Annotated in this window: 23 protein-coding genes and 1 other RNA gene; 15 read left to right on the top strand and 9 right to left on the bottom strand. The window is 56.3% G+C overall.

The window, feature by feature from the left end; translation table 11 throughout:
* Positions 1 to 27 precede the first annotated feature (27 nt).
* A complete protein-coding gene (locus OQV00_RS20610; RefSeq protein WP_048022759.1) occupies positions 28 to 1728 on the bottom strand; it encodes an SgrR family transcriptional regulator in 1701 nt (566 codons plus the stop codon).
* An 836-nt stretch (positions 1729 to 2564) separates the two neighbouring features.
* Between OQV00_RS20610 and cof the strand changes: the two genes are divergently transcribed.
* Positions 2565 to 3383 (top strand): HMP-PP phosphatase, encoded by an 819-nt coding sequence (gene cof / locus OQV00_RS20605; RefSeq protein ID WP_004858732.1) that lies wholly within the window; start codon positions 2565 to 2567, stop codon positions 3381 to 3383.
* A gap of 45 nt (positions 3384 to 3428) precedes the next feature.
* Here cof and OQV00_RS20600 read toward each other — a convergent pair whose 3' ends face one another.
* The gene (locus tag OQV00_RS20600) at positions 3429 to 4481 is read right to left on the bottom strand and encodes a PLP-dependent cysteine synthase family protein (protein ID WP_069476201.1); all 1053 of its coding nucleotides are present in this window, start codon (positions 4479 to 4481) and stop codon (positions 3429 to 3431) included.
* A 115-nt stretch (positions 4482 to 4596) separates the two neighbouring features.
* Between OQV00_RS20600 and OQV00_RS20595 the strand changes: the two genes are divergently transcribed.
* From OQV00_RS20595 to amtB, 5 genes are all read left to right on the top strand, one after another.
* The gene (locus tag OQV00_RS20595) at positions 4597 to 5055 is read left to right on the top strand and encodes an Lrp/AsnC family transcriptional regulator (RefSeq protein ID WP_004858739.1); all 459 of its coding nucleotides are present in this window, start codon (positions 4597 to 4599) and stop codon (positions 5053 to 5055) included.
* Between the two features lie 42 nt (positions 5056 to 5097).
* Positions 5098 to 6870, top strand: a complete 1773-nt coding sequence (locus OQV00_RS20590; RefSeq protein WP_004858741.1) for a SmdA family multidrug ABC transporter permease/ATP-binding protein — start codon at positions 5098 to 5100, stop codon at positions 6868 to 6870.
* Positions 6863 to 8641 carry a SmdB family multidrug efflux ABC transporter permease/ATP-binding protein gene (locus OQV00_RS20585; protein WP_004858742.1) on the top strand — a complete coding sequence of 593 codons (1779 nt, stop codon included), beginning with the start codon at positions 6863 to 6865 and terminating at the stop codon, positions 8639 to 8641. Before OQV00_RS20590 ends, OQV00_RS20585 begins: the two co-directional genes overlap by 8 nt.
* Positions 8642 to 8883: 242 nt before the next feature.
* Entirely contained in the window at positions 8884 to 9222 is a 339-nt protein-coding gene (glnK, locus tag OQV00_RS20580) for a P-II family nitrogen regulator (protein ID WP_004858743.1), read from the top strand.
* Positions 9223 to 9255: 33 nt separating this feature from the next.
* Positions 9256 to 10542: an ammonium transporter AmtB gene (gene amtB, locus OQV00_RS20575; RefSeq protein WP_004858745.1), complete on the top strand. Its 1287-nt coding sequence runs from the start codon at positions 9256 to 9258 to the stop codon at positions 10540 to 10542.
* 98 nt (positions 10543 to 10640) lie between these two features.
* Here the strand turns inward: amtB and tesB are convergent, their stop codons facing one another.
* Entirely contained in the window at positions 10641 to 11504 is an 864-nt protein-coding gene (tesB, locus tag OQV00_RS20570; RefSeq protein WP_004858746.1) for an acyl-CoA thioesterase II, read from the bottom strand.
* A 219-nt stretch (positions 11505 to 11723) separates the two neighbouring features.
* On the opposite strand from tesB, the gene OQV00_RS20565 reads away from it, so the two are divergent.
* On the top strand, positions 11724 to 12236 hold the full coding sequence (locus OQV00_RS20565; protein WP_004858747.1) for a YbaY family lipoprotein: 513 nt from the start codon (positions 11724 to 11726) through the stop codon (positions 12234 to 12236).
* Positions 12237 to 12273: 37 nt separating this feature from the next.
* Here OQV00_RS20565 and OQV00_RS20560 read toward each other — a convergent pair whose 3' ends face one another.
* Both OQV00_RS20560 and OQV00_RS20555 read right to left on the bottom strand, forming a co-directional pair.
* Entirely contained in the window at positions 12274 to 12585 is a 312-nt protein-coding gene (locus OQV00_RS20560) for an MGMT family protein (RefSeq protein ID WP_004858749.1), read from the bottom strand.
* Positions 12586 to 12611: 26 nt separating this feature from the next.
* Positions 12612 to 12902, bottom strand: a complete 291-nt coding sequence (locus OQV00_RS20555; protein WP_152308882.1) for a dTDP-glucose pyrophosphorylase — start codon at positions 12900 to 12902, stop codon at positions 12612 to 12614.
* A 165-nt stretch (positions 12903 to 13067) separates the two neighbouring features.
* Here OQV00_RS20555 and ffs point away from each other — a divergent pair.
* The 3 genes from ffs to OQV00_RS20540 all read left to right on the top strand — a co-directional run bounded on the left by ffs (position 13068) and on the right by OQV00_RS20540 (position 14028).
* An RNA gene (gene ffs, locus OQV00_RS20550) (signal recognition particle sRNA small type) lies at positions 13068 to 13164 on the top strand.
* Between the two features lie 394 nt (positions 13165 to 13558).
* Positions 13559 to 13816, top strand: a complete 258-nt coding sequence (locus OQV00_RS20545) for a hypothetical protein (protein WP_015585023.1) — start codon at positions 13559 to 13561, stop codon at positions 13814 to 13816.
* The gene (locus OQV00_RS20540; RefSeq protein WP_004858752.1) at positions 13813 to 14028 is read left to right on the top strand and encodes a hypothetical protein; all 216 of its coding nucleotides are present in this window, start codon (positions 13813 to 13815) and stop codon (positions 14026 to 14028) included. Before OQV00_RS20545 ends, OQV00_RS20540 begins: the two co-directional genes overlap by 4 nt.
* 132 nt (positions 14029 to 14160) lie before the next feature.
* Here OQV00_RS20540 and yczR read toward each other — a convergent pair whose 3' ends face one another.
* On the bottom strand, positions 14161 to 15588 hold the full coding sequence (gene yczR, locus OQV00_RS20535) for a MocR-like transcription factor YczR (RefSeq protein WP_266279349.1): 1428 nt from the start codon (positions 15586 to 15588) through the stop codon (positions 14161 to 14163).
* 92 nt (positions 15589 to 15680) lie between these two features.
* On the opposite strand from yczR, the gene yczE reads away from it, so the two are divergent.
* Entirely contained in the window at positions 15681 to 16295 is a 615-nt protein-coding gene (gene yczE / locus OQV00_RS20530) for a membrane protein YczE (RefSeq protein ID WP_004858761.1), read from the top strand.
* Between the two features lie 92 nt (positions 16296 to 16387).
* Complete coding sequence (locus OQV00_RS20525) at positions 16388 to 16741, top strand: DUF1428 domain-containing protein (protein ID WP_004858763.1); 354 nt, start codon at positions 16388 to 16390, stop codon at positions 16739 to 16741.
* Positions 16742 to 16788: 47 nt separating this feature from the next.
* Here OQV00_RS20525 and OQV00_RS20520 read toward each other — a convergent pair whose 3' ends face one another.
* The 3 genes from OQV00_RS20520 to OQV00_RS20510 form a co-directional block, all read right to left on the bottom strand.
* Positions 16789 to 17334, bottom strand: coding sequence for a flavin reductase family protein (locus OQV00_RS20520; RefSeq protein WP_266279347.1), 546 nt, complete (start codon positions 17332 to 17334; stop codon positions 16789 to 16791).
* Positions 17335 to 17349: 15 nt separating this feature from the next.
* Positions 17350 to 18933: an EAL domain-containing protein gene (locus tag OQV00_RS20515; protein ID WP_064367774.1), complete on the bottom strand. Its 1584-nt coding sequence runs from the start codon at positions 18931 to 18933 to the stop codon at positions 17350 to 17352.
* 261 nt (positions 18934 to 19194) lie between these two features.
* On the bottom strand, positions 19195 to 20304 hold the full coding sequence (locus tag OQV00_RS20510; RefSeq protein WP_004858768.1) for an ABC transporter ATP-binding protein: 1110 nt from the start codon (positions 20302 to 20304) through the stop codon (positions 19195 to 19197).
* 354 nt (positions 20305 to 20658) lie between these two features.
* On the opposite strand from OQV00_RS20510, the gene OQV00_RS20505 reads away from it, so the two are divergent.
* The 3 genes from OQV00_RS20505 to OQV00_RS20495 all read left to right on the top strand — a co-directional run bounded on the left by OQV00_RS20505 (position 20659) and on the right by OQV00_RS20495 (position 24181).
* The gene (locus OQV00_RS20505) at positions 20659 to 21891 is read left to right on the top strand and encodes an extracellular solute-binding protein (RefSeq protein WP_015585019.1); all 1233 of its coding nucleotides are present in this window, start codon (positions 20659 to 20661) and stop codon (positions 21889 to 21891) included.
* A gap of 120 nt (positions 21892 to 22011) precedes the next feature.
* On the top strand, positions 22012 to 23319 hold the full coding sequence (locus OQV00_RS20500; protein ID WP_004858770.1) for a carbohydrate ABC transporter permease: 1308 nt from the start codon (positions 22012 to 22014) through the stop codon (positions 23317 to 23319).
* Positions 23320 to 23329: 10 nt separating this feature from the next.
* Positions 23330 to 24181: a sugar ABC transporter permease gene (locus OQV00_RS20495; RefSeq protein WP_004858771.1), complete on the top strand. Its 852-nt coding sequence runs from the start codon at positions 23330 to 23332 to the stop codon at positions 24179 to 24181.

Raw genomic sequence — 24181 nt, 5'->3', positions numbered from 1 at the left:
GCCTGATGGGCGCGGCGACCAGCTTCATCACGGCGGCGATGCCGGTAGCCAGGCGCTGGTGAAATCAAACCAGCCCCGGGCGTTAAGCTGCAGGCCGTTTACGCCCGGTGGGGCACTGATGCGATAATTGTAATTAAATAGCGGCGTCATGATGGCATCGTCCATCAGGATATTGAAGACATTGCGCAACGCTTCGTTGCGGCTGCGTTCTTCAGGCTGCGCCTGGACGGCATCGAGGGTGGCCTGCAGATGAGCATACTGTGCCCCGGTCAATAAATGAGGCCACATCGTATCGCAACGCAGCCACTGTTCCAGCGTGTATTCCGGCGCTTCGCCGATCAGCCGATCGCCCATGACCAAATCCGCCTGCGCCAGTTCCTGGCAACCGTGCCAGTTTTTGGCGTCGTGAAAAATGAGCTTCAGTTCACAACCGAGGGCGGCAAGCCGTAGGCGGAGCTGTTCTGCCATCGTGTGCAGTTCGACCGGCAGGTGATACAGCAACGTAAGCTGTTCGGGCAGAGGAATATCCTGATTCTCTGGCCCCTGGGGAATGGTCCATCCGGGCAACACCTCGTTGCTGGGGGTAATCAAATCTTCGTCGAGCGGAAGCGTCTTCAGCAGTGAAGAGCGGTGAATCAGCGATACCAGACGTTGCGCCTGAGCTTTGCTGAGGCGAGGGCTCTGACGCAGCGCCAGGTAGCAAAACCCGAGGCTGATGCTATTGCTGACCTGACGAAGATTTGCCAGCTTGTCCGGATCGCCAATGGTAATCTGCACCGGGTGGCGGCAGCTGGTGCCCAGATTCTGCTCAAACAGCTGGGGAGTGATCCAGTACTCCACCGCCTGGATCAGCGGGTGGTTCAGATGATAGCGCGGATGATTCTCCAGCCGCACCAGCTCCGGGCTGAACAGTTTCAGACGGAACGGCCCGCTACCGACCGTGGGTTCATCGGGATGCGCCAGTAAGCTGCCGTCGCTGGCGAGGCGGAACGGTAGCCAGTAATCCGGGCGATGCAGCGTAATCGTCAGACACTGCGCATGCGTGACATCAATTCGGTTAATGCTGGCAAACAGGGTACGCAGGGCGGGCAGCTCCAGCAACATCAGCAGCCGCCGCCGAAGCTGCAGCGTTTCTATCGGATCGCCATTATGCCAGAACAGCGTTGAGCGGATATAAAACTGCCAGCGCAGGCCGTCCGGCGATACCTGCCAGTGGTGGGCTAAATCACCGACCGGAGCGCTATTTTGTGCTCCGAAGCGCGTCAGGCCAGAAAAAATTTGCCCGGCAAGATGTTGTTCGGCGCGACCGGGTAAAAACCCCGGCTGCAGAGCGTCAAGCGGGCGATAGTAGGGAATGCGCAAAGTCGGCGTATTGTTTTGCCACTGACCGCCAAGAAAAGGTGACAGCAGCGCCTTCAGCTCTTCCGTCGCCAGCTGAGCCAGCTCCAGCGCATTTTTCTGCTGGCCGTTATTCAGCGCCAGCTCCATCATCTCATTACGTAAGGCGTCTGGCGCGGTATGAAAAATCAGCGTGCCGCGTTTTCCACGCCCGGGAGTCGCCTGCCAGCTCAACCAGCCGGCCTCCTGCGCCTGGCGAAGCAGCGTTCGAATATGGCGCTCGCTGCAAAAACAGCGTTCTGCCAGCTCACTTACGGTCACCTGCTGTGGCGCGCCGGAGGAGGGGAGCCACAGGCGCTGGTACTGGTTCAGCCGGTTCAGTAATCTCATATACACTTCATCCTTCAACCTGCCTCTGCGTTGGCTACGCTTGCTCACCCCGGTCACTTACTGGAGTAAGCTCCCGGGGATTCGCGCACTTGCCGCCTTGATGCAGGCCGGATGATTCTGTGTATATTCATCTCACCTGACAAGACTGCCTCTGCGCTGCTTGCGCTTGCTCACCCGGTGATTTACTGGAGTAAGCTCCCGGGGATTCGCGCACTTGCCGCCTTGATGCAGGCCGGATGATTCTGTGTATATTCATCTCACCTGACAAGACTGCCTCTGCGCTGCTTGCGCTTGCTCACCCCGGTCACTTACTGGAGTAAGCTTCCGGGGATTCGCGCACTTGCCGCCTTGATGCAGGCCGAATGATTTTGTGTATCTTCATCTCACCTGACAAGACTGTCTCTGCGCTGCTTGCGCTTGCTCACCCGGTCATTTACTGGAGTAAGCTCCCGGGGATTCGCGCACTTGCCGCCTTGATGCAGGCCGAATGATTTTGTGTATATTCATCTCACCTGACAAGACTGCCTCTGCGCTGCTTGCGCTTGCTCACCCCGGTCACTTACTAGAGTAAGCTTCTGGGGATTCGCGCACTTGCCGCCTTGATGCAGGCCGAATGATTTTGTGTATATTCATCTCACCTGACAAGACTGCCTCTGCGCTGCTTGCGCTTATTCACACCTGTTACCCAGGCTGTCCTTCGGCCTCGCCCCTTCGGAGCCTGCGCGAGCACGGTTTGTAAAACCGGAACAATAAAATTTATCTATTCACTATTACTTCCGTATATCTCAGGTGATACTGGAACTCAAGTAAAACTCACCGTGCTTTTGGGAGCTCACATGGCAAGACTCGCTGCTTTTGATATGGACGGCACGCTGCTGCTGCCGGACCATCGTCTGGGAACGTCAACGCTCTCAACGCTGAAGCGCCTGCGCGATCGTGACATTACCCTGACCTTTGCCACGGGACGCCATGCGCTGGAAATGCGCCACGTCATCGGTGAGTTCTCGCTGGATGCTTACTTAATTACCGGCAACGGTACGCGGATTCACGCGCTGGATGGTGAAGAACTGCACCGTAGCGATCTTGATCCTGGCGTCGCGGAAGCGGTGCTCCACCGTCGCTGGGATACGGCGGCCAGTATGCACGTCTTTAACGACGGTGGCTGGTTTACCGGGCAAGCGATGCCCGAGTTGCTCAAAGCGCATATTTTCAGCGGCTTCCGCTATCAGATATACGATCCCAGGCGGATGCCGACGGATAACGTCACCAAAGTCTGCTTCTGCGGCGATCACGACGATCTCCAGCGGCTCAACGTTCAGCTGGCTGAAGCACTCGGGGATCGCGCGCATATTTGTTTTTCAGCGTTCGACTGCCTGGAAGTGCTGCCGAATGGTTGTAATAAAGGCGCTGCGCTGGCGGTACTCAGCCAGCATCTGGGCCTGTCGATGCAGGATTGTATGGCGTTTGGCGACGCCATGAACGACCGCGAAATGCTCGGTAGCGTGGGGCGCGGGGTCATTATGGGTAACGCAATGCCGCAGCTCAAAGCTGAACTGCCGCATTTACCGGTTATTGGAGACTGTCGCCATGAAGCGGTCTCCCATTTTTTAACTCATTGGCTGGATAATCCCGATCTTCCTTATTCCCCCGAATAAACAGACCCTTCCAGCAAGCCAGGCACCCTTGGTGTCTGGCTTTTTTTATTGGGTGTTCACCATCTCCGCGATTTTTGCCTGCCACGGAGTGATATCGCCGATCTGGCTCGCGACCCACTGCGGGTTGTAATAGCTTTCCAGATAGCGTTCGCCGCTGTCGCACAGCAGAGTGACGATAGAACCGGTACGGCCCTCAGCGCGCATACGCACGGCAAGCTCAAGCACGCCCCACATATTGGTGCCGGTGGAGGCGCCGACTTTGCGACCAAGCAGCGTTTCCAGCCACAGGGCGGTGGCGACGCTGGCCGCGTCCGGGACCCGCAGCATCTCATCGACGACATCAGGAATAAATGATGGCTCGACGCGCGGACGACCGATACCTTCGATTTTGCTTCCGACCGGGCTGCGCAGGCCGGCATCGCGGCTCTGCCAGTAGTCGAGGAACACCGAGTTTTGCGGATCAACCACCAGCAGCTGCGTATCATAGCCCTGACAGCGGATATAGCGGCCAATCGTGGCCGAAGTCCCGCCGGTCCCCGCACTCATCACGATGTATGAGGGCTGCGGATGCGGTTCATGGGTCATCTGCCGAAAGATGCTGTCGGCAATATTGTTATTGCCGCGCCAGTCCGTCGCCCGTTCAGCGAAGGTAAACTGATCCATATAATGGCCGTTCAGTTCGCGAGCCAGTCTTTCGGAGGCGGCATAGATTTCACACGCGCTCTCGACAAAGTGACAGCGTCCGCCATAAAACTCAATCTGCTCAATTTTGCGTTTTGCCGTACAGGAAGGCATGACGGCGATAAACGGCAGACCGAGCAGACGCGCAAAGTAGGCTTCAGAAACCGCCGTCGAGCCGGAAGAGGCTTCGATAATCGTCGTCCCTTCCTTAATCCAGCCGTTACACAGGCCGTAAAGGAACAGAGAGCGCGCCAGGCGGTGTTTCAGGCTGCCGGTAGGATGGGTGCTCTCATCTTTCAGGTAGATCTGAATACCCGGGAACCCGGGCAGCGCGAGGCGAATAAGGTGCGTGTCGGCGGAACGCTGATAATCGGCGTTGATTTCACTGATTGCGTGTTTTACCCAGGCGCTATTCATCGTCATTTCCTGTTTGTCATTTTGTGCCCAGCTTAACGGAAGTGTGAGGAAAAATTGTTGCTATTTAGCCTTTCAATTACAATGAAGGGAGAAAATTTTTCTCCGGAGGTGCCTCATGCTAGATAAAATTGACCGTAAGCTGCTTTCTTTACTGCAAACTGACTGCACCCTCTCTTTGCAGGCGCTGGCTGATGCCGTTAATCTGACCACCACGCCCTGCTGGAAACGGCTGAAGCGGCTGGAAGATGAGGGGATCCTGCTCGGGCGCGTGGCGCTGCTGGATGCCGAAAAGCTGGGGCTCGGTCTGACGGCATTTGTACTGATTAAGACCCAGCATCACAGCAGCGACTGGTACTGCCGCTTCGTCAGCGAAGTCACGCAGATGGCGGAAGTCCTCGGCTTCTGGCGTATGGCGGGAGAGTATGATTACCTGCTGCGGGTGCAGGTGGCGGATATGAAACGCTACGATGATTTTTATAAACGGTTGGTGAACAGCGTCCCCGGGCTGTCTGATGTCACTTCGAGTTTCGCGATGGAACAGATAAAATACACCACTGCCTTACCTATTGATTAACGGCGTTTGCCGCGACGATTTATACACTCAGGATTTAACTGCTTGCGATTATTTGCTCAACTTAGCTGGTACTTCCGCCGGGAGTGGCGCCGTTATCTCGGTGCTATTGCCCTGCTGGCCATTATCGCCGTTTTACAGCTGATTCCGCCAAAGGTGGTGGGAATCGTGGTTGACGGCGTCACCAGACAACATTACACCGCGGAGAAGGTGTGGATGTGGATCGGCGCGTTGGTCCTGATCGCGGTGATGGTCTATCTGCTGCGCTACGTCTGGCGCGTGCTGCTTTTTGGTGCCTCTTATCAGCTGGCCGTGGAGCTACGGGAGGACTTTTACCGTCAGCTCAGCCGTCAGCATCCGGCTTTTTATCTGCGCCACCGCACCGGCGACCTGATCGCGCGCGCCACCAACGATGTTGATCGGGTGGTTTTTGCTGCGGGGGAAGGGGTGCTGACGCTGGTGGACTCGATGGTGATGGGCTGTGCGGTATTGATCGTGATGTCGACGCAAATCAGCTGGCAGCTCACCCTGCTGGCGCTGCTGCCGATGCCGGTGATGGCCCTGGTTATCAAGCGTAACGGTGATGCGCTCCATGAACGCTTCCGCGTCGCGCAGGCGGCATTCTCCAGCCTCAACGATCGTACTCAGGAGAGCCTGACCAGCATCCGCATGATTAAGGCCTTTGGCCTGGAGGACCGGCAATCGGCGCAGTTTGCTGCCGATGCGGCGGATACCGGCAGGAAAAACATGCGCGTGGCGCGGATTGATGCGCGCTTTGATCCGACTATCTATATCGCGATTGGCACGGCTAACCTGCTGGCGATCGGCGGCGGGAGCTGGATGGTGCTGCAGGGCAGTATGACCCTCGGCCAGCTAACCAGCTTTGTGATGTATCTCGGTTTGATGATTTGGCCGATGCTGGCGCTGGCATGGATGTTTAACATCGTGGAACGCGGCAGCGCGGCCTACAGTCGGATCCGCACGATGCTCGAGGAGGCGCCGACCGTCAACGATGGTCATGAGCTGGCCCCGGAAGGGCGCGGTGCGCTGAGCGTCGCCGTACGCGAATTTATCTATCCGCAGGCGAATAAGGCCTCGCTGGAGAAGGTCAACTTCGTGCTCCAGCCTGGGCAAATGCTGGGCATTTGCGGGCCAACCGGCGCAGGGAAAAGCACGATTCTGGCGCTGATTCAGCGCCACTTTGACGTCACGCAAGGGGATATTCGCTTCCATGATATTCCGCTGACGCGGCTGCAACTCGATAGCTGGCGCGCCCGGCTGGCGGTAGTGAACCAGACGCCGTTTCTGTTTTCCGACACCGTCGCCAACAACATCGCGCTCGGCAGGCCCGATGCAACGCCGGAGCAAATTGAGCATGTTGCGCGGCTGGCCAGCGTGCACGACGATATTCTGCGCCTGCCGCAGGGATATGAAACGGAAGTCGGCGAACGCGGCGTGATGCTGTCCGGCGGGCAAAAACAGCGCATTTCCATCGCCCGCGCGCTGTTGCTGGAAGCCGAGATTCTGATTCTTGACGATGCGCTGTCGGCGGTGGATGGCCGGACCGAGCATCAGATATTGCATAATCTGCGGCAGTGGGGGGAGGGGCGAACGGTTATTATCAGCGCCCATCGCCTGTCGGCACTGACTGAGGCCAGCGAGATTCTGGTGATGCAACACGGGCATATTGTCCAGCGCGGTCGTCACGATGGACTGGTGGCGCAGCCCGGCTGGTATCGCGATATGTATCGCTATCAACAGCTGGAAGCGGCGCTGGACGATGCGCCGCAGGATCACGAGGAGGCCGCTGATGCGTAGTTTTTCCGAGCTCTGGCCGACGTTAAAACGCCTGCTGGCCTACGGTTCCCCGTGGCGTAAACCGCTGATTATCGCGGTGGTGATGATGTGGATTGCCGCGGCCGCCGAGGTCAGTGGTCCGCTGCTGATCAGCTACTTTATCGATAATATGGTGGCGAAGAACTCGGTGCCGCTGAAGCTGGTCTGCGGTCTTGCCGCGGCCTACCTCGGCCTGCAGATCCTTGCGGCGACCCTGCACTATAACCAGTCGCTGCTGTTTAACCGCGCCGCCGTTGGCGTGGTGCAGCAGCTGCGCAGTGATGTGATGGATGCCGCGCTGCGCCAGCCGCTGAGCGAATTTGATACCCAGCCGGTCGGGCAACTGATCTCCCGCGTCACCAACGACACGGAAGTGATCCGCGATCTGTACGTCACGGTGGTGGCGACGGTGCTGCGTAGCGCGGCGCTGATAGGCGCAATGCTGGTGGCGATGTTCAGCCTTGACTGGCGCATGGCGCTGGTGGCGCTGACTATTTTCCCGGCGGTGTTGATCGTGATGATGATTTATCAACGCTACAGCACGCCGATCGTGCGTCGGGTACGGGCCTGGCTGGCCGATATCAACGACGGCTTTAATGAAGTCATCAACGGGATGGGTGTGATCCAGCAGTTCCGCCAGCAGGCGCGTTTTGGCGAGCGGATGCGCGAAGCCAGCTATGCGCACTATCTGGCGCGGATGCAAACGCTGCGCCTCGATGGTTTCCTGCTGCGTCCGCTGCTGAGCCTGTTCTCAACGCTGGTGCTCTGCGGGCTGCTGATGCTGTTTGGATTCAGCTCGGCCGGCACAATTGAAGTCGGGGTGCTGTACGCCTTTATCAGCTACCTGGGGCGCCTGAATGAGCCGCTGATCGAGCTAACAACCCAGCAGTCGATGCTTCAGCAGGCGGTCGTCGCCGGCGAGCGCGTCTTCGAACTGATGGATCGCCCGCGTCAGGCGTGGGGCCAGGACAGTGCGCCGCTGCGCAGCGGCACCGTGTCAATTGAGAATCTCTCTTTTGCTTATCGTGGCGATCGTCTGGTGCTGCAGGACATTAACCTGGATATTCCGTCCCGTGGTTTTGTGGCGCTGGTGGGGCACACCGGCAGCGGTAAAAGCACCCTGGCCAGTCTGATGATGGGCTACTACCCGCTGAGCAAAGGGGAAATTCGTATCGACGGTCGCCCGCTCGCTTCACTGAGCCACAGCGCGTTGCGCCAGGGCGTTGCCATGGTGCAGCAGGATCCGGTGGTGCTGGCGGATACCTTTTATGCCAACGTCACGCTCGGTCGCGATATCAGCGAGGCGCAGGTCTGGGAGGCGCTGGAGTCGGTGCAGCTGGCAGAACTGGCGCGCGGAATGAGCGAGGGGATTTATACGCAGCTGGGCGAGCAGGGGAATAATCTGTCGGTGGGACAGAAGCAGCTGCTGGCGCTGGCGCGGGTGCTGGTGGATACCCCGCAGATTTTGATTCTCGATGAAGCGACGGCGAATATCGATTCCGGCACCGAACAGGCGATTCAGCAAGCGTTGGCTAAAGTTCGTCAGCACACCACGCTGGTGGTGATTGCACATCGTCTGTCGACGATTGTTGAGGCCGACACCATTCTGGTGCTCCACCGTGGGCAGGCGGTTGAGCGTGGCAATCATCAGCAGTTGCTGGCAGCAAAAGGGCGCTACTGGCAAATGTATCAGCTGCAGCTGGCCGGCGAAGAGCTGGCTGCCAGCGCGCAGGAAGAGTCGCTGATCGCCTGATGCACTATAAGCAAGCACCTGTGCTGGCGCGGTTTAGCATGGTGCAAAAATGCAACGCCTGATGCACTGAAATGGTGCGTTTTTGGCTGTGGTCGGCGTTTTTCCGCTACCTTCTGCCACTGTTGTGCTGTTTTCTTCGTTAAAAGGGCCGCTATGCGGCCCTTTTTCATTTCTGGCATAGCCCTTGCTTTATTCCCTGTGTGTTAGCTGCTGCCATTACGAATTCAGAGCGGAGGGGACTTATGAAGCTGGTTACCGTGGTAATCAAACCATTCAAACTGGAAGATGTGCGTGAAGCGTTATCTTCCATCGGCATTCAGGGCCTGACGGTCACTGAGGTAAAAGGGTTTGGCCGTCAGAAAGGCCACGCCGAGCTGTACCGTGGTGCCGAATACAGCGTCAATTTTTTGCCAAAGGTGAAGATTGATGTCGCGATTGCCGACGATCAGCTTGATGAGGTCGTTGATGTGATTAGTAAAGCGGCCTACACCGGAAAAATTGGCGATGGCAAAATTTTCGTCGCCGAGTTGCAACGCGTTATTCGCATCCGCACCGGCGAAGCCGACGAAGCGGCACTGTAACGTCCAGACCACACAGTGATGGGGATCGAGAAAATGAAAATAGCAACAATGAAAACGGGTCTGGGTTCGCTGGCACTGCTTCCGGGGCTGGCGATGGCCGCACCGGCGGTGGCAGATAAAGCCGACAACGCCTTTATGATGATTTGCACCGCGCTGGTGCTGTTTATGACCATTCCGGGCATTGCGCTGTTCTATGGTGGCCTGATTCGCGGTAAAAACGTGCTCTCTATGCTGACCCAGGTCATCGTCACCTTTGGGCTGGTATGCGTGCTGTGGGTGGTTTATGGCTACACCCTGGCGTTTGGTACCGGCGGCAGCTTCTTCGGCAGCTTCGACTGGGTATTATTGAAAAACATTGAGCTGAAAGCGCTGATGGGGACCTTCTATCAGTACATCCACGTCGCTTTCCAGGGCTCCTTCGCCTGCATCACCGTTGGCCTGATCGTGGGCGCGCTGGCTGAACGTATTCGCTTCTCCGCGGTGCTGATTTTCGTCGTCGTCTGGATGACGCTCTCCTATGTGCCGATTGCACACATGGTATGGGGCGGTGGTCTGCTGGCGACGCACGGCGCGCTGGATTTCGCCGGTGGTACCGTAGTGCATATCAACGCCGCCGTTGCCGGTCTGGTGGGCGCCTATATGATGGGCAAACGCGTTGGCTTTGGCAAAGAAGCGTTCAAACCGCATAACCTGCCGATGGTCTTCACCGGGACGGCAATCCTGTATGTTGGCTGGTTTGGCTTTAACGCCGGTTCCGCGAGTGCGGCGAACGAAATTGCCGCGCTGGCTTTCGTCAACACCGTTGTGGCGACCGCTGCGGCTATTCTGGCCTGGACCTTCGGCGAATGGGCGACCCGCGGTAAACCTTCTCTGTTAGGTGCCTGTTCCGGGGCGATTGCTGGTCTGGTTGGCGTTACCCCGGCATGTGGTTACATCGGTGTAGGCGGCTCACTGATTGTGGGTCTCGCCTCCGGCCTGGCGGGTCTGTGGGGGGTAACGGTTCTGAAACGCTGGTTGCGTGTTGATGACCCGTGCGATGTGTTCGGCGTACACGGTGTCTGCGGTATCGTGGGCTGTATCCTGACCGGTATCTTTGCCGCAACCTCTCTGGGCGGCGTCGGCTATGCGGAAGGCGTTACCATGGGCCATCAGCTGCTGGTACAGCTGGAAAGTATCGGCATCACTATCGTCTGGTCCGGCATTGTGGCCTTCATCGGTTATAAAGTGGCGGATATGACCGTAGGTCTGCGTGTTCCGGAAGAGCAGGAACGCGAAGGTCTGGATGTCAACAGCCACGGCGAAAACGCCTACAACGCCTGATAAATTGAGTCATCTCCAGTAGCAGCAAAGCCTCCCGTCGGGAGGCTTTTTTTCGTCATGAGGGATAGCATCAGGCGTTATCCCTCGCCCATGACATCTTACGCGTTACGGTTACGCATGACCCCTTCCTGCACCGTTGATGCCACAAGCGTGCCATCCTGAGTATAAAACTCACCGCGAACGAAGCCCCGGGCGCTGGACGCAGAAGTGCTCTCAACGCTGTACAGCAGCCAGTCGTTAATGTTGAACGGGCGATGGAACCACATTGAGTGGTCGATCGTCGCTACCTGCATCCCCGGCTCCAGGAACCCGACGCCGTGCGGCTGGAGCGCCACCGGCAGGAAATTGAAATCGGAAGCGTAGCCCAGCAGATATTGATGGATACGAATATCCTCCGGCACCGCGCCGTTAGCGCGGATCCACACCTGACGGGTTGGCTCCGCAACGTGGCCCTTCAGCGGGTTGTGAAACTCAACCGGGCGGATTTCCAGCGGTTTGTCGCTGAGGAACTTATCTCTGGCCTGCGGCGGCAGCAGGTGTGCCAGCTTGCGCGCGATGTCGGTTTCGGAAGGCAGACCATCCGGCGCAGGGGCGGCCGGCATCGATTTCTGGTGCTCATAGCCGGGTTCTGGCGCCTGGAAAGAGGCGGTCATATAAAAAATGGGTTTCCCGTTTTGAATGGCCGCGACCCGACGGGCGCTGAAGCTGTTACCATCGCGCAGCACTTCGACGTCATAAATAATCGGTTTCTGGCTATCGCCAGGGCGCAGGAAATAGCTGTGGAATGAATGGATCAGACGCTCGGCAGGCACGGTTTCTTTCGCCGCGTACAGCGCCTGACCGACGACCTGGCCGCCAAAAACCTGACGTAAACCCAGATCTTCACTCTGCCCGCGGAATAACCCTTCTTCAATTTTTTCCAGATTCAATAATGCCAGCAGATTGGTTAGTGCCTGACTCATATTTACCCTCAATCAATGATAACTGCCTTGCGCAGCGCGTATTGAGGCCAAGTATAACCTGGAATCGCAAGTGGTCCGATGGGTGTAATAATCTGAATAAAGGGCCATTTGCAGGAAGAGAACTGAGATCTGTGCCACACTTATCCACGATGCCAATGTTACTGCTCGCCAGTCGGCAGGACATACTCCTGCAAGTAAAGGGATGAAAAGGAGAACATAATGAAATTTGCCTATATGTTAAGTGCTTTAGCCGTTGCAACCGCGTTGACCGCCTGCGCGAATAATCACGGCGCCACGACGGCCAATAACGCGGCTGCCCCCGATCCATATGGCATTGCGTCACTGACTTCTTCGCAGCAGCAGCCTAATGTATCAGGGACTATCTCGATCCGGCAGAGAGTCGCCCTACCGCCGGATGCGGTACTGACTGTCACCTTATCGGATGCGTCACTGGCCGATGCGCCGGCGCATGTCCTGGCGCAGAAAACGGTTCGTACCGAAGGTCAGCAGCCGCCGTATAACTTTGTCCTGCCTTACAACCCGGCGGATATTAAACCGAATGCCCGCATTTTGCTGAGCTCAGCCATTACGGTTAACGGTCAGATGATGTTTATCACCGATACCGTGCAGACGGTGGTGAATGGGGGAGGGAACCGGGCCGACCTGATTCTGGTGCCGGTACAGCAGACGGCCGTACCGGTCGCCAGCAGCGATGCTCCTGCCGCGCAGTAAGCCATCTATGCCCCTGCCGAGGGGCATTTTTTTACCTTCAGTAAATCCAGCGATAGTGCTGCAGATCGATATGGCCGCTGCCGGACACCTGGACACCTTCAGCCAGCAGCGCCTGGCGCTGGCGCTGCAGATCCGGGCCAGTAAGGGAAATGTCGCCGTGGCGGTTGACCACCCGGTGCCAGGGAAGCGTGGAGCCTTCAGGCAGGCGCTTGAGGACCCCGCCAACCTGGCGCGCCGCACGGGGTGAACCCGCCAGCCGTGCGATATCGCCATAGGTGGCGACGTAACCTTCCGGAATTGAGGCCACAATTTGCCAGACCCGCCGGGGAAAAGTGTCGTGAGAATCCATCGTGCGTCCTGTAAACCGGGAAAGGCTCAGAATAAGCGCTGACTGAGTGGCTGTACAGCGTGGGGCTGTACGGGGCTGACGATAGTGAAATCGAGCGCGAGGCCAGAAATCGACATCCCGTGCACGTTGCCGTGCGAACCGATGGCTATCAAGCTTTCGAAAAATTTCAGGTACCGGGAACGAGGATTGATAATCAGCGTGGCCCGCAGAGAAGCGCGCTGCTGTGAGAGAATCGGGCAGACGAGGCGGCCGCGGGCTTCGAAGGGCCGTCTGCGCAAATCACTACGCCGCAGGACGCCGACCGTGGAATAGAGCATCTCAGCCGGGGCAACGTCGCGTTGCCGGTCTCGCCAGGGTTAGACAAGCTTTTCGCCCGTCGCTGCACAATAAACCAGCATCCGGTTGGGGTGAGCTTGCAATTCGTTGGTCCAGTAGGGATAATGCGGCTGCGCGTTGGATAACGACGCTCTCAATGGGGGCTCTGTTGGTTCTCCCGCAACGCTACTCTGTTTACCAGGTCAGATCCGGAAGGAAGCAGCCAGAGCAGACGACGTGTGTGCCGGGATGTAGCTGGCAGGGCCCCCACCCAATTCTGGGGATCCCTGTCTCTTTCCTTGTTTTTCCCATGCTCCAGCGTACAGCAAAAAGACCCGCTTTCGCACTCTGCATGTTGGACTGTTTTTCCCTGATTATTGTGCTCCCGAATCGTGCCAGCACGAGAAGTAGCGGAAAGTTTGCGGATCATCGTGCCTGCCAGTACCGCCTCTAAAAACCCCCTCGGTTTATGCTTTAAAAACATATGTCATAAATTTGAAATAATAATGAAATATTAATGTCATTTTCATGTCACAAATAACTGGCAGATTATCTCTGGGAATTTATTACCCGATCGGCAGCTGAAAATATATGTCTGGATCAGTTTGTTAACTTCGTGTATTAATTATGATAAATTTATTGCACGGGAAGCATGACGATGACTACAGTAGTTTTGAACGTAAAAATTGATGCGGAGTTAAAAGAAAAGCTGCGTCATTATGCGGAAGTAAATAACGAGAATCTGGGTACTGCAACGGAGAAACTGCTGCTGCTGGCATTTCAAATAGCAGATTCAGCAGGTGAGGCGGGGGTTTCGGAAGAGGATATCGATAGCCAGCATACCGAAGAGGAAGCTTCTCCATTAACCCCTAAAGAAATCAAAGCATTAAGAAAAATTCTGAAGAAGAAAAAATGAAACAACAACTCTCTACAGCCAGCAACTATAGCGAAGCCTGCGACTTGTTACGTTCAGGATATGTTAAGCATGTTCGCCTCAACTGGAATATCGGTAGTGATGAGTTCTTTCGCATTGCCTCCGACTGGTGTGATACCGGGGCGAAAATAAAAAAAGATGAAGATGGTTTTATTATCTCGTTAAAAAGCTTTCCTATCCCACGCCAGCATTAATGAAATTTATTCATTGATGTCATCGGGCTGACATATAGCAATGACATCATGAAGTGCAATTTATAAAAAACATCTCATATGCGTCATGGATGATGACTTTTGACGGGCTGAACCCAGCCCGTCGATATTTTATTATATTATTTTACGCATTCGCGTATTTTCACTCTGTTGCGTCAGACCCGCCCACACTGGCTGCAGGGTTGTAAACGCATTGCGCAACTCCTCATCGTCGAGGGTGAAAGGTAAACGCAAGTAGCGGTCAAAGGCGCCAGCCAGACCGAAGCGTGTCCCGGTACCAATATGAATCCCAAGACTCTCCGCTCTTGCTGAGAAGATCGTCGCCAGCATGCCCGGTAATTCTACCCAAAACGACAGTCCGCCTTCAGGCGATGTGAAGCGCCAGCGGGGAAAGTATTCCGTCATGAGCGCGCCACACATATCGCGGCGCGCGGCCAACATTGCTCGACGCGCCGGGAACCAGGTGCGATCGTTTTCGAGCAGCCAGCTGCAGGCCAGCTGTTCAAGCAGCGGGGTGCCCAGGTCGAGTGAATCCCGGGCCTGAACTAACGAGGCAATGGTACGTGAGGAGGCGCGGATCCAGCCGATACGCAATCCCCCCCAGAAACTTTTTCCGGCCGAGCCAATCGTGATCACCGGCGCCTCGGGATTGAAGGTCGCCAGCGGCGGCGGCGGCGGAGCGTTGTACCATAAGTCCACCATTGTCTCATCGACCACCAGCGTCGTACGCGTTTGTGCCGCCATATCGGCCACCCGCTGACGGGTGGCGCTATCCATACAGCGACCGGTCGGGTTATGAAAATCAGGCATCAGCCATGCCAGCCGCGGCGCGGTTTGCGCAATGGTTGCCGCCAGTCCGTCGCAGTCCCAGCCGTGCTGCGGCAGGGCGACGCCGACCGGCCGGCAGGAGGCGCCCTGAATGGCGCTGATCGCCATGGGATAGGATGGCGCATCAATCACCACCCGGTCGCCTGGTCCGGTTAGCAGGCGAAGCACCAGCGAAAATGCGCTCAGTGCGCCGTTCACAATCATCACTTCCTCGCTGCGGGTTGGAAGACCTCGTTCGCAGTAGCGGCGGGCTATCGCCTCCCGCAATACCGGCAGACCGTGCTGATCGTAACCGGTATTGGACAGATGCTGCGGCAGCATTGTCAGGGCCTGATGATAGGCCTGGTGAATCTCAGGTCCGGCGCTCAGAGCGGCGGTGGCCAGATTGACCGATGAGGGACGGAAGTCCACTTTTGTCACCGTGTCCGCTCGTTCCGGCAGCGCGATACGCGAACCGCTTCCCTGACGACTGTAAAGATATCCCTCTTCACGCAGCTGGCCGAGCGCGCTGGCGATGGTGGTGCGGCTGACGTTCAGGGCCGCGGCCAGCTCCCGTTCGCCCGGGAGGCGCGTCTCCAGCGTCAGGCGACCATCGAGAATCAGCAGACGCAGGGCGTCCGCCAGCTGGCGCCAGAGCGGCGTTCGGGTCGAAGACTCTTGCCAGTGGCCCAGCAGGCGTACCAGCGATTGCGTACCGAAGCGACGAGAAACCATAGCGATCCACTTTTAAAAAACTGGCCATTAATTATCAATCCATTTTTGCTGATGATGGCGAGGTCCGCAATCATCCAGAGGTAAAATAAAAAATGTTACGTCGATTAGTGCAGCTCTATATCGGTCTTGTTCTGTACGGCGTGTCGACCGCGTTGTTTGTTCATGCCAATCTGGGTGCCGATCCGTGGGATGTTTTTCATCTTGGCGTGGGTAAGCAGTTTGGCCTCGATTTTGGCACGGTGATTATTCTGACCGGGGCTGCGGTACTGCTGTTGTGGATCCCGCTGCGTCAAATGCCGGGTCTGGGAACGGTCAGCAATGTGATCGTGCTGGGGCTGGCGGCAAACGCCACGCTGGCCGTTCTGCCGCCGATGGAGTCGCTGGTGTTGCGCGGTCTGATGCTGATCGGCGCTATCGTGCTGAATGCTCTGGCCACGGGGATGTATATTGGCGCCGGTTTTGGCCCCGGACCGCGTGACGGGCTGATGACCGGTTTGCATGCCCGTACCGGATGGTCTTTGCGGGGGATCCGCACCGTCATTGAGCTATCGGTCCTGGCGATCGGCTGGGCGCTGGGCGGTACCGTTGGCGTCGGCACCGTGCTTTATGCGCTGACGATTGGGCCGCTCATCCAGCTGTGTTTACCCTGGTTTCGCCAGCCGACGGTGCGCAAAGCGGTCAACGCTACCGGTGAGGTCGTCTCCTGATTTTATCCCGTGACCAGGGATGAGGGCTAAACTTAGCCTTACAGATGCGGCCGGGTTCGCCGGTCGCGCTGTTCACTTCGGAGATCATACTCATGAAGTACGTTGATGGTTTTGTCGTTGCCGTGCCCGCGAAAAATAAGGAGGCCTATCGCGAGCTGGCAGCAAAGGCCGCGCCGCTGTTTAAAGAGTTTGGTGCGCTACGGGTGGTGGAGTGCTGGGCGGACGATGTGCCGGACGGTAAGCTCACCGATTTTCGCATGGCGGTGAAAGCCGAGAGCGACGAAGAGGTCGTGTTCAGCTGGATAGAATATCCGTCAAAAGAGGTGCGCGACGCGGCGAATGCCACCATGATGGCCGACCCAAGGATGAAAGCATTCGGCGATAGCATGCCGTTTGATGGTAAACGAATGATTTTCGGCGGCTTCCTGCCATTACTGGATGAATAATCTGTCCCGCCGTCCCTTTCCTGTGCAAGGGGACGGCAGGGGCGGGGTCAGGATACTTTGGTAAACAGATGGCGATAATCGCGCACCTCGCCGTCGATACGAAACAGACCGCCGCCGCTATAGTGCAGGGTCTGCGGCCACCTGGGCTGCGGTTTTACGCGTGCCGCCACCACTTCAAAAATAAAGAAGTTATAGCTGTCCACCAGCGCATCGTCGAAGATCCGGCATTCAAAGCTGGCGTGGCATTCGGCAATGGACGGCGCGGAGACCTGTTCACTGGCTTCCGCGGTGAGCCGGAAGGCGGCAAACTTGTCCACCGCGTCACCGTCACAGTTCCCGATTCTGGCGACCGTCTCCGCCATTGCGGCATCTGGCAGGTTGATAACGCACTCCCCGCTGCGGCGAATCATGTCGAAACTGATATTGCCGGCGGAAATCATGCAACCTACCAGCGAGGGGGAAAACTCCAGCACCGTATACCAGCCAAGGGTCATGATATTATTTCGATCCTGCCAGCGGCTGCTGATTAAGACGACGGCGCCGGGTTCCAGCCAGTGGCGCACATCGTGTAAAGGCCAGGGATATTTTTGCATCTGGGACGTCTCCCTTCATGGATTTACCTTAAGCGTAGCGCAATGCGCTTTAAGGTTATTTTCCGCCCACAGAATAAACTGCTCTTTCGGCAAGGCCGGGCTGTATAGCCAGCCCTGGGCGTAGAGCACATCGTGCTGACACAGCCAGTCGCGCTGTTCTGCTGTTTCGACGCCTTCGGCAATGGTGGCCAGATGGAGCGCTTTTGCCATTTTGATGATATGCGGCGTCAGCGGCTTATATTCGAGGGTATCGACGAAGGATTTGTCAATTTTCAGGATATCGACATCCAGTTTTTGCAGGTAGCTGAGGCTGGAATAGCCGGTCCCGAAATCATCGATTGAAATACTGTGCCCCACCTGACGATAGCGGGCGATCACCGGCAGAGTGGTCTCGGGATCGACGAAACCGCGCTCCGTCAGCTCAAGCGTAATTTGCGCCGGCGCGATCTCCCACTGCCGCAACAGATCGGCCAGAAGGGCTGGCAGGGTAGGCGAGCGCAGATCGTCGACCGACAGATTAATCGAAATGTGGAGTTCCGGATGCATGTGCAGCCACCGGCCGAGTTCGGCGAAAATTTTCCGCACAATATCTTCGGTTAAATGGGTAATGAGCCCGGTCTCTTCGGCAAGCGGAATAAAAATATCCGGCGATAAAAAGCTGCCGTCGGGCTGCTGCCAGCGCGCCAGGGCCTCGGCGCCGACGATTTTGCCATCTTTCAGCGAGACGATGGGCTGGTAATGGACCCGAATCGCGTCGGAGTGCAGCGCATCCAGCATCCCATAGCGCGGCGAGCGTAAGGTGCGGCGCAGTCGCAGTAGCAAAAATGAGGTCAGCAGACTGATAAACAGGCCGAGGGGAAGCCACAGCACCAGCTGATGGCGGAATTTTTCCTGCAGCGGTAGCGTGGATGACCAGGTGGCGATAGCCAGCCCCAGTTCAGGAATACGATGGAGGCGATAAACCGTGTTATCGACGGTGAGCGTCTGGCCATCCAGGTGCTTGATTTGCTCCCAGACCACCGGGTCGAGAGGTTCGCTGCTGGTAATGACCTGCTTTTCTTTCATGCCAAACAGAATGGCGTGAATATTTTCATGGCCGGGCGAGATGATATCGATAAATGAGGCGGGATCGATCATCACGACATGATTCTGACTGCCTAACGCCGTCATTTTGTGCTTCAGACCGAGATCGTTGACCGTAGTGAGCCAGGCCCGATAGCCGTCGGTGGTGAGGTGGTCGGGGGCTGGAAAGGAGACCGGGGTACTGCGATCTTCAAGAGAAGAACATTGCGGTACCGAACCTTTGAGCCACAGTACCTCCTGCACATAGCGATGGGTATAGGCGATTCGGCGCATCGCGAGCAGATGCTGTGGGCTGCAGGCGGCAGCGCTGTGGGCATCGGCTTCCTGCAGCGCTTCTCTTGCCTGGCTCGCCACCTGCTGAATGCGCATCAGCACGCGGGAAGAGTAGTTATCCAGTTCGGAATAAAACAGTATTGTTGCCTGGCTGGTCGCCAGCCAGATGCTTAAGGCAATCGGTACAATAACGGCGAGTATCAATACCCCGGTCACCAGACTCACCAGATTCCTGGTCGTCATGCGCATGTCCTTATGTTATTGGGGTTTTGATGAGTATATCCGATAGCGGAGAAAGGTCGCAGACGAGCGACAATTATTATTGGATTTAAAAAATGCCCGAATCACGACATGGCGCGGATATCGGGCTAACAGTGGATGATCCGCAGCGGTCGAGGCAATGAGCGGTGCGAATTAAAACGAGGGCTGGAGCTGGATGCCGATAGCTTGCGTTATCAGCATCCGGGTTCAGTTTACCGCGTAATCATGACAGCCAGATGTTTTTTAATGAGCATCCGGCGCAGTAATATCGGCGCTGATCCGCAGATCGTTTTCATCGAAAACCATACAGAAGCGGTCGTCGAAGGCGACGTCGATTTTCTGCCACGGGCGGAAGTGAACATCGCCGGGCAGCAGAATTTTTACGTTGTCATGTCCATAGCACTGGCCGAACAGGTAGGTGTTGTTCCCCAGGCGTTCAACCACTTCACATTGAAACTCCACGACCGTGCCGCTGCGAACGTCGGTCGACAGGTGTTCCGGGCGAATCCCCAGCGTCACCGCATCACCGGGTTGCAGCGGCGAGGTGGTGATATTCAGCGTCAGGCTATGATGCTGCGCCATCTGTACGGTGAGCTGCCCCGGCTGCCAGGCGCTGACCGTGGCGGGCAGGAAGTTCATTTTCGGTGAGCCGATAAAACCGGCGACGAACCGGTTGACCGGGTTGTAGTACAGCGCCATCGGCGACCCCATCTGCTCGACTTTCCCGTAGTTCATCACCACGATTTTATCGGCCAGGGTCATCGCTTCCACCTGATCGTGGGTGACATACACCATCGTGGTTTTTAGCTCATGGTGCAGTTTGGCGATGTGCAGACGCATCTCGACGCGCAGCTCCGCATCCAGGTTCGAGAGCGGTTCATCAAACATAAACACCCGCGGGTTACGTACGATGGCGCGGCCGATTGCCACACGCTGGCGCTGGCCGCCGGAGAGCTGTTTCGGTTTGCGGTCCAGCAGATGGGTCAGCTGTAGCGTTTTAGCCACCATTTCGACCTGACGACGAATCTCGTCCTTTGGCACTTTATTGACTTTCAGGCCATAGCCCATATTTTCCGCCACCGTCATGTGCGGATAGAGCGCATAGGACTGGAAAACCATGGCCACCCCGCGGTGGGCGGGCACCACATCATTCATCACCTCATCACCGATCAGCACCTCGCCATCGCTGACCTCCTCAAGTCCGGCGATCATCCGCAGCAGGGTCGATTTCCCGCAGCCGGATGGCCCGACAAAGACCGCAAATTCACCGTCTTCGATATCAAGATTGACCTGGTGCAGCGTCACGGTAGTACCAAACCGTTTGGTGACATTCCTCAGTCGTATATTGGACATCAACATTCCCCGGGGTTAGTAATCGTTATTTGCCGTTGGGATTAGGGTTGCAGTGGTTTTTTGTATTACGTGTAACAACCAGGCTGAACAATGCTCAACAGCGCTGAAATCATGGGATGACTATAACTTCCAGTATTTTTGAGCCCTACATCGATGTTTCATTTCTGCAATCACGATCACACAACTGGTAGTCTGGTGTAGTTTTATACGCCTTCAAAGCGTAGCGTATAACAAATCAGGAAAATCTGGATTTAGCGTTGTAAGTCGCCATTTATCAGTTGATTCAAACACAGCGATAAATGAATTCATCAAATAAAAACCAATAAATTGTTATACCTTCACATGAGGTTGATAATGAAAAAGAACATCCTTGCTGCACTTATCCTCACGACTCTGGCTGCCGGGCAGCTTGTCAGCCTGCAGGCGCACGCCGCCGGTCAGCTGAACGTCTGGGAAGACATCAAGAAATCCGACGGGATTAAAGCCGCGATCGGCGATTTTGAAAAACAGTACGACGTTAAGGTCAACGTGCAGGAGATGCCTTATGCACAGCAGCTGGAAAAGCTGCGCCTTGATGGTCCGGCCGGGATTGGCCCGGATGTGCTGGTGATCCCGAATGACCAGCTCGGGGGGGCGGTTGTGCAGGGGCTGCTGTCGCCGCTGACGCTGGATCAGGCGAAGCAGGAGGTATTCACCCCGGCGTCAATTAATGCCTTCCGGCTGGATAACGTGCTGTATGGCGTGCCGAAAGCGGTGGAAACCCTGGTGCTGATTTACAACAAAGAGCTGATCGACAAACCGCTGGATAGCCTGCAGGCGTGGTTTGACTATTCGAAAGCGCAGCGGGCGCAGAACAAATATGGCCTGCTGGCCAAGTTCGATCAGATCTATTACAGCTGGGGGGCGATTGGCCCGATGGGCGGCTATATCTTCGGCAAAAACGAGAAGGGCGGTTTTAATCCGCAGGACGTCGGTTTGAATAAACCCGGCGCGGTCGAAGCCGTTACCTTCCTGAAAAAATTCTATAGCGACAAGGTCTTCCCGGCGGGGATCCTCGGAGATAACGGGCTGAATGCTATCGACTCGTTATTCACGGAGAAGAAAGCGGCGGCGGTGATCAACGGTCCATGGGCGTTCCAGCCGTACGAAGCGGCGGGGATTAACTACGGCGTTGCGCCGCTGCCGATGCTGCCAGACGGCAAACCGATGAGCTCGTTCCTTGGCGTAAAAGGGTACGTGGTGTCGACCTGGAGCAAAGACAAAGCGCTGGCGCAGCAGTTTATTGAGTTTATCAACCAGCCTCAGTACGTGAAGGCGCGCTATGTGGCAACCGGCGAGATCCCGGCGCTGAAAGCAATGATTGACGATCCGCTTATCAAGAATGACGAGAAAGCCAGCGCGGTGGCGGTGCAATCTGCTCGCGCCACGGCGATGCCGGGTATCCCGGAAATGGGCGAAGTGTGGGGGCCGGCGAACGCGGCGCTGGAGCTCAGCCTGACCGGCAAACAGCCGCCGCAGGCGGCGCTCGATAATGCCGAGAAACAGATCAAGATGCAGATCGAGGCTATGCAGGCCAGCAACCAGTAATCGTGATGTCCGTCATTTTAAGGTGACAGGCGCGTTGGCCGCTGACCTGTTACCCGGATTATCAGGGCATAGATGTAAAGAAGCGGGAGGAGGACCTCCCGTTTTCAGAAGGAGTGGTGTGTGATTATCAATCCCAGCGAAAATATTGCCGAGTCGCGCGGCGCAGGACGTCATGCGTGGTGCGGCCTGCTGCTGGCTGTCGTGCCGGGTTTTGGCCAGTTTTATCATCGCCAGTGGCTGAAGGGGCTTGTCTTCCTGGTCCTGTTGAGCAGTTTCATGGGGGTTTTTTATGACTTCCTGCAGGAAGGCCTGTGGGGGCTCTACACCCTGGGCGAGGAAGTCCCGAGGGATAACTCCATTTTCCTGTTGGCGGAAGGGATCATCAGCGTGCTGATCGTCGCTTTTGGCCTGCTCATTTACTCTCTTTCGTTGCGCGACGCCTGGGTTAACGGCAGAAAGCGCGATGAAGGCGTGGCGCTGAACAGCGTGCGCAAACAGTATCAGATGCTGTTGAACCAGGGGTTTCCCTATCTGATGATCAGCCCCGGCTTTATTTTGCTGGTGTTCGTTGTCATCTTCCCGATTCTTTTTGGCTTTGCCATCGCGTTCACTAACTACAACCTCTACCACACGCCGCCGGCGAAGCTGGTGGATTGGGTGGGTTTTAAAAACTTTATCAATATTTTCACGCTCTCTATCTGGCGCTCGACCTTCTTTGACGTGCTGCAGTGGACGGTGGTGTGGACGCTGCTGGCAACGACTCTGCAATGCACCGTCGGTGTGCTGCTGGCAATCCTCGTGAACCAGAAAGATCTGCGCTTTAAACCGATGATTCGCACTATTTTTATCCTGCCGTGGGCGGTTCCGGGGTTTGTCACGATCCTGGTGTTTGCGGGGATGTTTAACGACTCGTTTGGGGTGATCAACAACGCGATTCTGTCGTTCTTTGGCATTGGCCCGAAGGCGTGGCTGACCGATCCGTTCTGGACGAAGACCGCGCTGATCATGATGCAAACCTGGCTGGGTTTTCCGTTTGTCTTTGCCATGACCACCGGCGTGCTGCAGGCGATTCCTGACGATCTTTATGAAGCTGCGACCATGGACGGCGCCAGCGCCTTTACCCGCCTGCGGACCATTACGTTACCGCTGGTGCTGTACTCGATCGCGCCGATCATTATCACCCAGTACACCTTCAACTTTAACAACTTCAACATCATTTACCTGTTCAACAACGGCGGTCCAGCGGTCGCCGGTTCGAACGCCGGCGGGACGGACATTCTGGTGTCGTGGATCTACAAACTGACGATGTCGTCTTCGCAATATGCCATTGCGGCGACCATTACTATCCTGCTGTCGATATTTGTCGTCGGCCTGGCACTGTGGCAGTTCCGCGCCACAAAATCCTTCAAAAACGATGACATGGCGTAAGGGAAGCAACATGGCTAAATCACCCAGTATTAAACGCGAAAAGTGGATTCGCCTGTCACTCACCTGGCTGATTGTTATCCTGGTCTCGGTGGTGATTATCTATCCGCTGGTCTGGACCGTCGGCGCGTCGCTGAATGCCGGAAACAGCCTGCTCAGCACCTCGATTATTCCGGAGAACCTGTCATTCCAGCACTATGCCGACCTGTTCAACGGCAATGTGAACTACCTCACCTGGTACTGGAACTCGATGAAAATCAGCTTCATGACCATGGTGCTGACCTTAATCAGCGTCAGTTTTACCGCCTACGCCTTTTCCCGCTTTCGTTTTAAAGGGCGGCAGAATGGACTGATGTTGTTCCTGCTGCTGCAGATGATCCCGCAGTTTTCTGCGCTGATTGCGATCTTCGTGCTCTCGCAGTTGCTGGGACTGATCAACAGCCATCTGGCGCTGGTGCTGATCTACGTTGGCGGCATGATCCCGATGAATACCTGGCTGATGAAGGGCTATCTCGACGCGATCCCGAAAGATCTGGATGAGTCGGCAAGAATGGATGGTGCCAGCAGCTTCCGTATTTTCTTTGAGATCATTATGCCGCTGTCAAAACCGATTCTCGCGGTGGTGGCGCTGTTTTCATTCACCGGTCCGCTGGGCGATTTTATTTTGTCGAGCACCATCCTGCGTACGCCGGACAAATACACGCTGCCGATTGGCCTGTACAACCTGGTGGCGCAAAAAATGGGCGCCAGCTACACCACTTACGCAGCAGGAGCGGTGCTGATTGCCGTTCCGGTCGCGATTCTCTACCTGGCATTACAAAAATACTTTGTTTCCGGCCTGACCTCTGGCAGTACAAAAGGATAA

The organism is Klebsiella sp. DY2415, from assembly GCF_026314315.1.
GTDB lineage: Bacteria > Pseudomonadota > Gammaproteobacteria > Enterobacterales > Enterobacteriaceae > Klebsiella > Klebsiella ornithinolytica.
The sequence above is the reverse complement of the archived record's forward strand: the minus strand, read 5'-3'. Positions and strand labels throughout refer to the sequence as shown.